At 69.3% G+C, this 12,964-nt stretch carries 13 protein-coding genes; all 13 read left to right on the top strand.

Translation table 11 applies throughout. The annotated features are described in order from the left end of the window. Positions 1 to 45 precede the first annotated feature (45 nt). The 13 genes from prmC to atpD all read left to right on the top strand — a co-directional run bounded on the left by prmC (position 46) and on the right by atpD (position 12,964). Entirely contained in the window at positions 46 to 891 is an 846-nt protein-coding gene (prmC, locus tag ACFXG1_RS25100; RefSeq protein WP_384710646.1) for a peptide chain release factor N(5)-glutamine methyltransferase, read from the top strand. Positions 892 to 961: 70 nt separating this feature from the next. Continuing rightward, entirely contained in the window at positions 962 to 1,609 is a 648-nt protein-coding gene (locus ACFXG1_RS25095; protein ID WP_384710643.1) for an L-threonylcarbamoyladenylate synthase, read from the top strand. After that, positions 1,606 to 2,244: a protein-tyrosine-phosphatase gene (locus ACFXG1_RS25090; RefSeq protein WP_384710640.1), complete on the top strand. Its 639-nt coding sequence runs from the start codon at positions 1,606 to 1,608 to the stop codon at positions 2,242 to 2,244. The genes ACFXG1_RS25095 and ACFXG1_RS25090 overlap by 4 nt, the downstream gene beginning before the upstream one ends. A gap of 347 nt (positions 2,245 to 2,591) precedes the next feature. Next, positions 2,592 to 3,869, top strand: coding sequence for a serine hydroxymethyltransferase (gene glyA / locus ACFXG1_RS25085; protein ID WP_384744615.1), 1,278 nt, complete (start codon positions 2,592 to 2,594; stop codon positions 3,867 to 3,869). A 94-nt stretch (positions 3,870 to 3,963) separates the two neighbouring features. Beyond that, entirely contained in the window at positions 3,964 to 5,349 is a 1,386-nt protein-coding gene (locus ACFXG1_RS25080) for an MraY family glycosyltransferase (RefSeq protein ID WP_384710631.1), read from the top strand. Between the two features lie 264 nt (positions 5,350 to 5,613). Beyond that, positions 5,614 to 6,060 carry a hypothetical protein gene (locus tag ACFXG1_RS25075; protein ID WP_384710628.1) on the top strand — a complete coding sequence of 149 codons (447 nt, stop codon included), beginning with the start codon at positions 5,614 to 5,616 and terminating at the stop codon, positions 6,058 to 6,060. A gap of 225 nt (positions 6,061 to 6,285) precedes the next feature. After that, positions 6,286 to 7,098, top strand: coding sequence for a F0F1 ATP synthase subunit A (gene atpB / locus ACFXG1_RS25070; protein ID WP_384710625.1), 813 nt, complete (start codon positions 6,286 to 6,288; stop codon positions 7,096 to 7,098). Positions 7,099 to 7,184: 86 nt separating this feature from the next. Beyond that, entirely contained in the window at positions 7,185 to 7,415 is a 231-nt protein-coding gene (gene atpE, locus ACFXG1_RS25065) for an ATP synthase F0 subunit C (RefSeq protein ID WP_358827635.1), read from the top strand. Between the two features lie 42 nt (positions 7,416 to 7,457). Then, positions 7,458 to 8,018 carry a F0F1 ATP synthase subunit B gene (locus tag ACFXG1_RS25060; RefSeq protein ID WP_384710621.1) on the top strand — a complete coding sequence of 187 codons (561 nt, stop codon included), beginning with the start codon at positions 7,458 to 7,460 and terminating at the stop codon, positions 8,016 to 8,018. Continuing rightward, positions 8,015 to 8,830 (top strand): F0F1 ATP synthase subunit delta, encoded by an 816-nt coding sequence (locus tag ACFXG1_RS25055; protein ID WP_384710619.1) that lies wholly within the window; start codon positions 8,015 to 8,017, stop codon positions 8,828 to 8,830. Before ACFXG1_RS25060 ends, ACFXG1_RS25055 begins: the two co-directional genes overlap by 4 nt. A gap of 158 nt (positions 8,831 to 8,988) precedes the next feature. Beyond that, positions 8,989 to 10,587, top strand: coding sequence for a F0F1 ATP synthase subunit alpha (atpA, locus tag ACFXG1_RS25050; RefSeq protein WP_384710616.1), 1,599 nt, complete (start codon positions 8,989 to 8,991; stop codon positions 10,585 to 10,587). Positions 10,588 to 10,607: 20 nt separating this feature from the next. Next, the gene (locus ACFXG1_RS25045) at positions 10,608 to 11,522 is read left to right on the top strand and encodes a F0F1 ATP synthase subunit gamma (RefSeq protein ID WP_384710613.1); all 915 of its coding nucleotides are present in this window, start codon (positions 10,608 to 10,610) and stop codon (positions 11,520 to 11,522) included. Beyond that, positions 11,522 to 12,964: a F0F1 ATP synthase subunit beta gene (atpD, locus tag ACFXG1_RS25040; protein ID WP_384744611.1), complete on the top strand. Its 1,443-nt coding sequence runs from the start codon at positions 11,522 to 11,524 to the stop codon at positions 12,962 to 12,964. Before ACFXG1_RS25045 ends, atpD begins: the two co-directional genes overlap by 1 nt.

Raw genomic sequence — 12,964 nt, 5'->3', positions numbered from 1 at the left:
ACCGGCAGTCAGACACGTTTGTACGAACCGGGTGGAGGACGACCAGTGAACCTGCTGCTTGCCGAGGTGGCCCAGGCCACCCAGCGGCTGGCCGACGCCGGCGTACCCTCGCCGCGCTTCGACGCGGAGGAGCTGGCCGCGTACGTCCACGCCGTGAAGCGGGGCGAACTCCACCTGGTCGCCGACGCCGACTTCGACGCCCGCTACTGGGAGGCCGTCGCCCGCCGCGAGGCCCGCGAACCCCTCCAGCACATCACCGGACGCGCCTTCTTCCGCTATCTGGAACTCCAGGTCGGCCCCGGCGTCTTCGTGCCCCGCCCCGAGACCGAGTCGGTCGTCGGCTGGGCCATAGACGCCGTACGCGCCATGGACGTCGTCGAACCGCTGATCGTCGACCTCTGTACGGGATCGGGCGCCATCGCCCTCGCCATGGCGCAGGAGGTGCCCCGCTCCCGGGTGCACGCCGTCGAACTCTCCGACGACGCCCTGTTCTGGGCCCGCCGCAACGCCGAGGGCTCCCGGGTCGCCCTCCACCAGGGGAACGCGCTGAGCGCCCTGCCGGAGCTGGACGGCCAGGTCGACCTGGTGATCTCCAACCCGCCGTACATCCCCCTCACCGAATGGGAGTACGTCGCCCCCGAGGCCCGCGACCACGACCCCCAGATGGCGCTCTTCTCCGGCGAGGACGGCCTCGACACCATCCGCGGCATCGAGCGCACCGCCCACCGGCTGCTGCGCCCCGGCGGACTCGTCGTCGTCGAGCACGCCGACACCCAGGGCGGCCAGGTGCCGTGGATCTTCGCCGAGGAGTCCGGCTGGACCGACGCGGCGGACCACCCCGATCTGAACAAGCGCCCGCGGTTCGCGACCGCCCGCAAGGCGACGCCGTGACCACGCCGACGACCGTTCCGCCGGCGCGGACGACGAATCCGTACGTGTACGTGCCCAAGGAGGCTTGCTGATGGCCCGGCGATACGACTGCAACGACGCCACCGACCGGACGAGCGGGCTGCGCGAGGCCTCCTCCGCCGTCCGCCGCGGCGAACTGGTCGTGCTGCCCACCGACACCGTGTACGGCGTGGGCGCCGACGCCTTCAGCTCCGAGGCCGTGGCCGAGCTGCTCACGGCCAAGGGCCGCGGCCGGAACATGCCCACACCCGTCCTCATCGGCTCCCCGAACACCCTGCACGGACTGGTCACCGACTTCTCCGAAGCCGCCTGGGAACTCGTCGACGCGTTCTGGCCCGGGGCGCTCACCGTGGTCGCCCGGCACCAGCCGTCCCTCCAGTGGGACCTCGGCGACACCCGGGGCACCGTCGCCGTCCGGATGCCGCTGCACCCCGTCGCCATCGAACTCCTCACCGAGGTCGGCCCGATGGCCGTCTCCTCGGCGAACCTGACCGGCTACCCGGCGCCGGAGGACTGCGACGCGGCCCAGCGGATGCTCGGCGAGGCGATCTCCGTCTACCTCGACGGCGGCCCGACACCGGGGATCGTGCCGTCGTCCATCGTCGACGTCACCGGCGACGTGCCGGTCCTGCTGCGGGCCGGCGCCCTCGACGCCGACGAGCTGCGCAAGGTCGTCCCCGACCTCGAGGTGGCGCCTTGATCGCCCCTGACCAGGGGCGTGGCACCGAGAAGGACGACTGCTTCCGGATACTCCACGTCAGTACGGGCAACGTCTGCCGCTCACCGATCACCGAGCGGCTGACCCGGCACGCCCTCACCGACCGCCTCGGCGATCTGATGGCGAGCGGACTGATCGTGGAGAGCGCCGGGACCTGGGGGCACGAGGGCGCGCCCATGGAGTCCAACGCCGAGATCGTGCTCGCCGACTTCGGCGCGGACGCCAGCGGGTTCACCGGCCGTGAACTGCTGGACGAGCACGTCATCCGCGCCGACCTGGTCCTCACGGCGACCCGTGACCACCGGGCGCAGGTCATCTCCATGGGCCACTCGGCGGGGCTGCGGACCTTCACCCTCAAAGAGTTCACCCGGCTGGTACGGGCGATAGACCCGGCGACCCTGCCGGACCCGCGCGACGAGGGCGTCGTCGAACGCGCCCGGGCCCTGGTACGGGCCGCGGCCGCGCTCCGGGGCTGGCTGCTGGCCCCGAGCCCCGACGCGGACGAGGTGTACGACCCGTACGGGGCGCCGATCACGTTCTTCCGCTCGATCGGCGACGAGATCGACCAGGCCCTCGACCCGGTCCTCACCGCCATGACGGGCATCCCCCGTCGCTGACGTGTGGCCCCGGGCCTCGGCCCGTGTTGCCCCTCCGCCCCTATGCCTTCGTCCGGCGGCTTCACCCCGGAACCCGTGGAGATCCTTCGCCTCCCTTGCCGACTGCGGGCAGTCTGTGGTCGTTCGCGCAGTTCCTCGCGCCCCTGGATACCCGGGGCATCGTTACCCGTAGCGGCAGGCCGGAGACCCAGGGGCGCGAGGAACTGCGCGAGCAACCACCGACGGGGCGCGGGCGCACGACGACGGCATGCGGCAGGGCCTGGGGTGCAGCCCCGGGGAACCCTGCGGCGGGAGGCCGCCCGGCATAGAGTGGGAGCCACCCGCACCGCGAGGTCCGGAGCAATGTCATGGCCATCCGTACCGCAGCCCCCGCAGGGGCCCCGGCGTCCGCGTACACCGCCGCCGCGACCGGGCCGCTGGCCCGGCAGGACCCGGAGATCGCCGAGGTGATCGCGGGGGAGACGGCCCGCCAGACGGGCTCCCTCCAGCTGATCGCCGCCGAGAACTTCGCGTCGCCCGCCGTGCTCGCGGCCCTCGGCTCGCCGCTGGTGAACAAGTACGCGGAGGGCTACCCCGGCGCCCGCCACCACGGCGGCTGCGAGATCGTCGACGCCGCCGAGCGGATCGCCGTGGAGCGCGCCGCCGCCCTCTTCGGCGCCGAGCACGTCAATGTCCAGCCGCATTCGGGCTCCGCCGCCGTGATCGCCGCGTACGCGGCCCTGCTGCGGCCCGGTGACACGGTGCTCGCGATGGGCCTGCCGTTCGGCGGGCACCTCACCCACGGGTCGCCCGCCAACTTCTCCGGACGCTGGTTCGACTTCGTCGGCTACGGCGTCGACCGCGACACCGGCCTGATCGACTACCGCGAGGTGCGCCGGCTGGCCGGGACCCGGGGGCCGAAGGCGATCGTCTGCGGGTCGGTCACCTATCCCCGCCACCCGGACTACGCGCTGTTCCGCGAGATCGCGGACGAGGTGGGCGCGTATCTCATCGTCGACGCGGGCCATCAGACGGGTCTGATCGCCGGGGGCGCCGCGCCCAGCCCCGTACCGTACGCGGACGTCGTCTGCGCGACCACGCACAAGGTGCTGCGGGGGCCCCGCGGCGGTCTGCTGCTCTGCGGCGGCGAGCTGGCCGGGCGGATCGACCGGGCGGTCTTCCCGTTCACGCAGGGCGGGGCGCAGATGAACACCGTCGCGGCGAAGGCGGTGGCGTTCGGCGAGGCCGCGGCCCCGGCCTTCGCCGCGTACGCCCACCGGGTGGTCGCCAACGCCCGGGTGCTCGCCGCCGGTCTGGAGGCGGAGGGCTTCGCGGTCCTGACGGGCGGTACGGACACCCATCTCATCGGGGTGGACCCTGCACCCCTGGGGGTGGACGGGAGGACCGCACGCGGCCGTCTGGCGGCCTGCGGGCTGGTCCTCGACACCTGCCCGCTCCCGTACGGCGACGGGCGCGGGATCCGGCTGGGAACGGCCGCGGTCACCACCCAGGGAATGGGTGAGCCCGAGATGGCCCGGATCGCGGTGCTCTGCGCCGCGGCCCTGTACGCCGAGGGCGACGCGGTGCGGGCCTTGCGTGCGGAGGCGGCCGGGCTGGCCGGTAGATTTCCGCCTTATCCGGGGTGACCGCGATCGGATGCAACCGTCCGCGGCACCCGCTTGTCCTCCACCATGCGGCCACCACGGCTAGGGTGTGGGGCTGAGATGGCCAGCGATTCCTGTGGGGCAGCCCGTGCGTGATTATCTGCTGACGCTCTGTGTCACAGCCGCGGTGACCTATCTGCTGACCGGTCCGGTGCGGAAGTTCGCCATCGCGACCGGGGCGATGCCGGAGATCCGCGCGCGCGACGTGCACCGAGAACCGACGCCGAGGCTCGGCGGTATCGCCATGTTCTTCGGGCTGTGCGCGGGGCTCCTGGTCGCGGACCACCTGACGAACCTGAGCAGTGTCTTCGAGCTGTCCAACGAGCCCCGCGCGCTGCTCTCCGGCGCGGCGCTGATCTGGATCCTCGGCGTCCTCGACGACAAGTTCGAGATCGACGCGCTGATCAAGCTCGGCGGCCAGATGATCGCCGCCGGTGTGATGGTCATGCAGGGTCTGACGATCCTGTGGATCCCGGTCCCCGGCGTCGGTACGGTCTCGCTCACCTCGTGGCAGGGCACCCTGCTGACCGTGGCGATCGTGGTGATCACCATCAACGCGGTGAACTTCGTCGACGGTCTCGACGGTCTCGCGGCCGGCATGGTCTGCATCGCCGCCGCCGCGTTCTTCCTCTACTCGTACCGGCTCTGGGTCGGGAACATGATCGAGGCGGCGGCCCCCGCCGCCCTGTTCACGGCGATCCTGATGGGGATGTGCCTGGGCTTCCTGCCGCACAACATGCATCCGGCGCGGATCTTCATGGGCGACTCGGGATCGATGCTGATCGGCCTGGTGCTGGCCGCGTCCGCGATCTCGGTGACCGGCCAGGTGGACCCGGACACCCTGCGGATCTTCGTCTACGAGGGCTCCGCCCGGGACGCCACCCACGCGATGCTGCCGGTCTTCATCCCGCTGCTGCTGCCGCTGACGATCATCGCGATCCCGGTCGCCGACCTGGTGCTGGCGATCGTCCGCAGGACCTGGAAGGGTCAGTCGCCCTTCGCGGCGGACCGCGGCCATCTGCACCACCGGCTGCTGGAGATCGGCCACTCGCACAGCCGCGCGGTGCTGATCATGTACTTCTGGTCGGCGGTCTTCGCCTTCGGCGTCGTCGGCTACTCGGTGCACTCCGCGTCCCTGTGGATCGTGATGGTGATCGTCGGGCTGAGCGCCATCGGTCTGGTGCTTCTGCTGCTGCCGCGGTTCACCCCGCGGGCGCCGCGATGGGCGGAGGCGTTCGTACCGCCGCGCTACCGGCGCCGCAAGCGGCCCGTGGGCACCGCGGAGTCCGAGCCGGAGCCCGCGCACGCGTACGCCGCCGGTACGGGCGAGGACGCCGGTACGGGCGAGACCGCGGAGCCGGGCCGGGCCCGTACTCGGGTACCCGACGGCGTCAACGGGGCGACCGCCATCGGATCCCGTTCGCGGCGCTCCGAGCGCTGGAAGGCCGGCACCCGGGGGTGACTTTTCCCATGTCGGGCCCCATTAGCAGATATGTCGCCCCGAATTCCCCGCACACACGGGCACGTTCACTCTCATGTGTGATTGCAGGCACACGAACGGGTAAAGGTCTCCTCAAATAGCTTGTGATACGATTCACGAGAACCGGCGACAGTGCCGAAGGACCGTAGTGCGACAGTCCTCCGGCCCCCGAGAACACATCTCGGACCCGGCTTACGCTCGTCCATGACGACACCACTGCCACCACCAGCAAGCGGAGATGCCGCCATGCCGTCAACTGACGCACGCACCCTTCTGCACACCGCGGTACCGACCGCCGTCATCGGCCTCGTCGCCGTCGCCGTCGGTGCCGGTATCGAGGGCGGCAAGGGCGCGTTGGGCGCCGCGATCGCCACACTGGTGGTCGTCCTCTTCATGGGGGCCGGGCTCGTGGTGCTCCAGCGCACCGCCAAGCAGTACCCGCACCTGTTCCAGGCCATGGGGCTGCTGCTGTACACGACCCAGCTGCTGCTGCTCTTCGTCTTCCTGATGGTGTTCAAGAACACCAAGCTCTTCGATCCTCAGGTCTTCGCCCTGACGCTCGTTGTGGCGACCCTCGTCTGGGTCGCGGCACAGGCCCGTGCCTATATGAAGGCCAAGATCCTTTACGTCGAACCCGGGGAATCCCAGGCCACGGGCGCCCGGGAGCCCCGGAAGACGGGGTCCACGACGTGAAGAGTAGGGCCGGGATAAATAGCGATTCGCGTTCCTGCTATCGTCCGGTTCCAACTGCGGCACTGCGGGCGCGGGCATCTGAGCTGACGTCCGCTCATCCGCGAGGCTCACGGCCCGCCCGCCGCCCCACCATCCGTTACACCAGTCCCGTGCCGAACCGCGGCTGCGAGCCGCGCCGACACAACGAGGTTGCCGTACCTATGCGCCACGCTGAAGGAGCCCGCGGTGAGTGCTGACCCCCAGATGCTCGCCTTCGAGGCCGACTGTCAAATCTTCAGTGGGTGTGGATTCAACGCCCCCGGGCTCCACACCTTCATGTACGAGCCTCTCTTCTCCGTCGGTGGCTTCGACTTCAACAAGCCCATGCTGCTCGCCTTCGTGAGCACGCTGATCGTCGTCGGCTTCTTCTGGGCGGCCTTCAACAAGCCGAAGCTGGTACCCGGCAAGGTCCAGATGATCGGCGAGGCCGGGTACGACTTCGTCCGCCGCGGTGTGGTCTACGAGATCATCGGCAAGAAGGACGGCGAGAAGTACGTCCCTCTGATGGTTTCGCTGTTCTTCTTCATCTGGATCATGAACCTCTGGTCGATCATCCCGGTCGCCCAGTTCCCGGTGACGTCGCTCATCGCCTATCCGGTGGCGCTCGCCCTCCTCGTCTACTTCCTGTGGGTCGGACTGACCTTCAAGAAGCACGGTTTCGTCGGTGGCTGGAAGAACATCACCGGCTACAACAAGGAACTCGGCCCGATCCTTCCGCTGATCGTGGTCCTGGAGTTCCTGTCGAACCTGATCATCCGGCCGTTCACCCACGCGGTCCGGCTGTTCGCGAACATGTTCGCGGGTCACCTGCTCATCGTGATGTTCACCGTGGCCACCTGGTACCTCCTGAACGGCATCGGCGTCCTGTACGCCGGTACCTCGTTCATCCTGGTCATGGTGATGATCATCTTCGAGCTGTTCATCCAGGCCGTCCAGGCGTACGTCTTCGTCCTCCTGGCCTCCAACTACATCCAGGGCGCGCTCGCCGAGCACCACTGAGCCTCCTGCCGTAGTGCACCAAACCCCACCCCAGATCTCCGGTGGCCAACCCCCACCGGGTCCTTGAAAGAGAAGGAAGAACCGGCATGTCCCAGACCCTCGCCGCTCTCACCGGAAACGTTGCCGCCATCGGTTACGGTCTCGCCGCGATCGGCCCCGGTGTCGGTGTCGGCATCATCTTCGGTAACGGCACCCAGGCCCTGGCCCGTCAGCCCGAGGCTGCCGGCCTGATCCGTACCAACCAGATCATGGGTTTCGCCTTCTGTGAGGCGCTCGCCCTCATCGGCATCGTCATGGGCTTCGTCTACCCGTCGTAAGACCCGGACGGCAGCCCACCTCAAATCACGGAAGGCACTGATGTGAGCGCCCTGATTACCATCGCGGCAGCGGGGGAGCCGATGCCGCCGCTGCTCCCGCACCCCGATGAGCTCATCATCGGCACCATCGCCTTCGCGATCGTCTTCTTCTTCCTGGCGAAGAAGCTCCTCCCGAATATCAAGAACACTCTGGAAGAGCGCCGCGAAGCCATCGAAGGCGGCATCGAGAAGGCCGATGCGGCCAAGACCGAGGCCGAGAGCGTGCTGGAGCAGTACAAGGCCCAGCTCGCCGAAGCCCGGCACGAGGCCGCCCGGCTCCGCCAGGAGGCGACCGAGCAGGGCGCCACGATCGTGCAGGACATGCGGGCCGACGGCCGGCGCCAGCGCGAGGAGATCATCGCAGCGGGCCACGCCCAGGTGGAGGCCGACCGCAAGGCCGCGTCCGCCGTGCTCCGTCAGGACGTCGGCAAGCTCGCGACCGACCTGGCGAGCAAGCTGGTGGGCGAGTCCCTTGAGGACTCCGCCCGGCAGAGCCGGACGATCGACCGCTTCCTCGACGAGCTCGAGGCGGGCAGCACGGTGAAGACGGAGGTCTCCCGGTGAACGGAGCGAGCCGAGAGGCACTGGGCGCAGCGCGCGACGCGCTCGACGCGCTGACCGACAACACCTCGGTCGACGCGGCGAAGCTCGCCGACGAGCTGGCGGCCGTCACGGCGCTGCTCGACCGCGAGGTGTCGCTGCGTCGGGTCCTCACCGACCCGGCGCAGGGCGGCGAGGCCAAGGCCGAGCTGGCCGGACGGCTGCTGGGCGGGCAGGTGGGCGGCGAGACCGCCGACCTGGTCTCCGGAGCGGTCCGCTCCCGCTGGTCGCGCTCGCGCGACCTGGTGGACGCGCTGGAGGAACTGGCGAACACCGCAGACCTCACGGCGGCCCAGCGGGCCGGCGCACTCGACGACGTCGAGGACGAGCTGTTCCGGTTCGGCCGGATCGTCGACGCCAACCCCGCGCTGCGGTCCGCGCTGACCGAGAAGTCCGCCTCCCCGGCCCGCCGGGGCGAGCTGCTGAAGAGCCTGCTCGGCGGTCGGGCGAACCCCGTCACCGGGCGTCTCGTCGGCCGACTGGTCACCGTGCCCCGGGGACGTAGCCTGGAACAGGGAATCGACTCCCTCTCCAAGCTGGCCGCGGCCCGCCGGGACCGGATGGTGGCCGTGGTCACCTCCGCCGTTCCGCTGAGCGACGGCCAGAAGGAGCGCCTGGGCGCCGGACTGGCCCGGCTGTACGGCCGTGAGATGCACCTCAATCTCGAGGTGGACCCCACGGTCATCGGCGGGATCTCGGTCCGGGTCGGTGACGAGGTCATCAACGGCACCATCGCCGACCGCCTCGACGAGGCGAAGCGCCGGCTCGCCGGCTGACGCACCCCCGTGTGTCGGCCGTCGCGCACCGCGGCGCACAACTGAAATTGGCAAGAAAGCGGCCCGGTTGGGCCGTGCAGAGATTTGCAGAAGATTCCTGGGGGTCGCCCCCAGACCCCAAAGAAACTTCGGGCCCAACAAGGAGAGCAGGGAACCTGATGGCGGAGCTCACGATCCGGCCGGAGGAGATCCGGGACGCGCTGGAGAACTTCGTCCAGTCGTACAAGCCGGACGCGGCCTCGCGCGAGGAGGTCGGTACGGTCAGCGTGGCCGGCGACGGCATCGCGAAGGTCGAGGGTCTTCCCTCGGCCATGGCGAACGAGCTGCTGAAGTTCGAGGACGGCACCCTCGGCCTGGCGCTCAACCTGGAAGAGCGCGAGATCGGCGCGATCGTCCTCGGCGAGTTCAGTGGTATCGAGGAGGGTCAGCCGGTCAGCCGTACCGGCGAGGTCCTGTCGGTCGCGGTCGGCGAGGGCTACCTCGGCCGTGTCGTCGACCCGCTCGGCAACGCGATCGACGGTCTCGGCGAGATCGAGACCTCGGGCCGCCGCGCGCTCGAGCTGCAGGCCCCCACGGTCATGGACCGCAAGTCGGTGCACGAGCCCATGGAGACCGGCTACAAGGCCGTCGACGCCATGACGCCGATCGGCCGCGGCCAGCGCCAGCTGATCATCGGCGACCGCCAGACGGGCAAGACCGCCCTGGCCGTCGACACGATCATCAACCAGCGCGACAACTGGCGCTCGGGCGACGTGAACAAGCAGGTCCGCTGCATCTACGTCGCCATCGGCCAGAAGGGCTCCACCATCGCGTCCGTGCGCGGCGCGCTGGAGGAGGCCGGCGCCCTGGAGTACACCACCATCGTCGCCGCCCCGGCGTCCGACCCGGCGGGCTTCAAGTACCTGGCCCCCTACACCGGCTCGGCCATCGGTCAGCAGTGGATGTACGAGGGCAAGCACGTCCTGATCATCTTCGACGACCTGTCGAAGCAGGCCGACGCCTACCGCGCCGTGTCGCTGCTGCTGCGCCGTCCGCCGGGCCGTGAGGCCTACCCGGGCGACGTCTTCTACCTGCACTCGCGTCTGCTGGAGCGCTGCGCCAAGCTCTCCGACAAGCTGGGTGCCGGTTCGATGACCGGTCTGCCGATCGTCGAGACCAAGGCCAACGACGTCTCGGCGTTCATCCCGACCAACGTCATCTCCATTACCGACGGCCAGTGCTTCCTGGAGTCCGACCTGTTCAACGCCGGTCAGCGCCCGGCCCTGAACGTCGGTATCTCGGTCTCCCGGGTCGGTGGCTCCGCCCAGCACAAGGCGATGCGCCAGGTCTCCGGCCGCCTCCGGGTGGACCTCGCCCAGTTCCGTGAGCTGGAGGCGTTCGCCGCCTTCGGTTCCGACCTGGACGCGGCCTCCAAGGCGTCGCTGGAGCGCGGTAAGCGCATGGTCGAGCTGCTGAAGCAGCCGCAGTACGAGCCGATGCGCACCGAGGACCAGGTCGTCTCCGTCTGGGCCGGCACCACCGGCCGTATGGACGACGTCCCGGTTCAGGACATCCGCCGCTTCGAGCGCGAGCTGCTGGAGTACCTGCACCGCGAGGAGTCCGGCCTGATGCTCTCCATCCGCGAGGGCGCCAAGATGTCGGACGACACGCTGACCGCGGTCGCGGACGCCATCGCCGCGTTCAAGAAGCAGTTCGAGACCCACGACGGCAAGCTCCTCGGCGAGGACGCCCCGGCCGCCGTCAACGTCTCGAAGTGATGACGGAAGGGACCTGACTCATGGGAGCACAGCTCCGGGTCTACAAGCGTCGCATCCGGTCCGTCAGCGCGACGAAGAAGATCACCAAGGCGATGGAGATGATCGCCGCCTCGCGCATCGTCAAGGCGCAGCGCAAGGTGGCGGCCTCCACGCCGTACGCGACCGAGCTGACCCGCGCGGTCACGGCGGTGGCGACCGGATCGAACACCAAGCACCCCCTGACCACGGAGGCGGAGAGCCCCACCCGGGCCGCGGTACTGCTCGTCACGAGCGACCGCGGACTGGCGGGCGGCTACTCCTCCAACGCCATCAAGGCGGCCGACCGGCTCACCGAGCGGCTCCGCGGCGAGGGCAAGGAGGTCGACAGCTTCATCGTCGGCCGCAAGGGTGTCGCCTACTACGGGTTCCGCGAGCGCAAGGTCGCGGGCTCGTGGACCGGCTTCACCGACAGCCCGGAGTACGCGGATGCCAAGAAGGTCTCCGCGGCGCTCATCGAGGCGGTCCAGAAGGACACCGCCGATGGCGGCGTCGACGAGCTGTACATCGTCTTCACGGAGTTCGTGTCGATGATGACGCAGACGCCGGTGGACAACCGGATGCTGCCGCTCAGCCTCGACAAGGCGGAGGAGACGGACGGGAAGACCGAGATCCTCCCGCTCTTCGACTTCGAGCCGTCGGCGGAGGACGTCCTCGACGCCCTGCTGCCGCGGTACGTCGAGAGCCGGGTCTACAACGCCCTGCTCCAGTCCGCCGCCTCCGAGCACGCGGCCAGGCGCCGCGCGATGAAGTCGGCGACCGACAACGCGGGTGAGCTGATCAATACGCTCTCCCGACTTGCCAACGCGGCCCGACAGGCCGAAATCACCCAGGAAATCAGCGAGATCGTCGGTGGCTCCAGCGCCCTGGCCGACGCGACCGCGGGGAGTGACAAGTAATGACGACCTCTGTTGAGACGGCCGCCGGCACGGGCCGCGTCGCCCGGGTCATCGGCCCGGTCGTCGACGTGGAGTTCCCCGTCGACGCGATGCCCGAGATCTACAACGCACTGCACGTCGAGGTAGCCGACCCCGCCCAGGACGGCGCGCTCAAGACGCTGACCCTCGAGGTCTCGCAGCACCTCGGTGAGGGCGTGGTCCGCACCATCTCCATGCAGCCCACCGACGGCCTGGTCCGCCAGGCCCCGGTCACCGACACGGGCAAGGGCATCACCGTCCCGGTCGGCGACTTCACCAAGGGCAAGGTGTTCAACACCCTCGGCGAGGTGCTCAACCACCCCGAGGAGAACGCCAACGTCGGTGAGCGCTGGGCGATCCACCGCAAGGCCCCGGCCTTCGACCAGCTCGAGTCCAAGACCGAGATGTTCGAGACCGGCCTGAAGGTCGTCGACCTGCTGACCCCGTACGTCAAGGGCGGCAAGATCGGTCTGTTCGGTGGTGCCGGTGTCGGCAAGACCGTGCTGATCCAGGAAATGATCATGCGTGTCGCCAACCTCCACGAGGGCGTCTCCGTCTTCGCGGGCGTCGGCGAGCGCACCCGTGAGGGCAACGACCTCATCGACGAGATGGAGGAGTCCGGCGTCCTCGACAAGACGGCGCTGGTCTTCGGCCAGATGGACGAGCCCCCGGGCACCCGTCTGCGGGTCGCCCTGGCCGGTCTGACCATGGCGGAGTACTTCCGCGATGTGCAGAAGCAGGACGTGCTCTTCTTCATCGACAACATCTTCCGGTTCACCCAGGCCGGTTCCGAGGTGTCCACCCTGCTCGGCCGTATGCCGTCCGCGGTGGGTTACCAGCCGAACCTGGCGGACGAGATGGGTCTGCTCCAGGAGCGCATCACGTCGACCCGCGGTCACTCGATCACCTCGATGCAGGCGATCTACGTCCCCGCGGACGACCTGACCGACCCGGCCCCGGCCACCACCTTCGCCCACCTCGACGCGACGACGGTGCTCTCCCGTCCGATCTCCGAGAAGGGCATCTACCCGGCCGTGGACCCGCTGGACTCGACGTCCCGCATCCTCGACCCCCGCTACATCGCCGCGGAGCACTACGAGGCCGCGATGCGCGTCAAGGGGATCCTCCAGAAGTACAAGGACCTCCAGGACATCATCGCGATCCTCGGTATCGACGAGCTGGGCGAGGAGGACAAGCTCGTCGTCCACCGTGCCCGTCGCGTCGAGCGCTTCCTGTCCCAGAACACCCACGCGGCGAAGCAGTTCACCGGTGTGGACGGTTCGGACGTGCCGCTCGACGAGTCGATCTCCGCGTTCAACGCGATCTGCGACGGCGAGTACGACCACTTCCCCGAGCAGGCCTTCTTCATGTGCGGTGGTATCGAGGACCTGAAGAAGAACGCCAAGGAGCTGGGCGTCTCCTGA

The organism is Streptomyces sp. NPDC059248 (assembly GCF_042753905.1).
Taxonomy (GTDB): Bacteria; Actinomycetota; Actinomycetes; order Streptomycetales; family Streptomycetaceae; genus Streptomyces.
This window is presented reverse-complemented; position numbering and strand designations above follow the sequence as displayed.

What these genes read in the sequence shown, in the direction of transcription:
- ACFXG1_RS25095 (WP_384710643.1), top strand. Translation starts at nt 962, where the DNA reads ATGGCCCGGCGATACGACTGCAACGACGCCACCGACCGGACGAGCGGG.
- glyA (WP_384744615.1), top strand. Translation starts at nt 2,592, where the DNA reads ATGGCCATCCGTACCGCAGCCCCCGCAGGGGCCCCGGCGTCCGCGTAC.
- ACFXG1_RS25075 (WP_384710628.1), top strand. Translation starts at nt 5,614, where the DNA reads ATGCCGTCAACTGACGCACGCACCCTTCTGCACACCGCGGTACCGACC.
- atpE (WP_358827635.1), top strand. Translation starts at nt 7,185, where the DNA reads ATGTCCCAGACCCTCGCCGCTCTCACCGGAAACGTTGCCGCCATCGGT.
- atpA (WP_384710616.1), top strand. Translation starts at nt 8,989, where the DNA reads ATGGCGGAGCTCACGATCCGGCCGGAGGAGATCCGGGACGCGCTGGAG.
- ACFXG1_RS25045 (WP_384710613.1), top strand. Translation starts at nt 10,608, where the DNA reads ATGGGAGCACAGCTCCGGGTCTACAAGCGTCGCATCCGGTCCGTCAGC.
- atpD (WP_384744611.1), top strand. Translation starts at nt 11,522, where the DNA reads ATGACGACCTCTGTTGAGACGGCCGCCGGCACGGGCCGCGTCGCCCGG.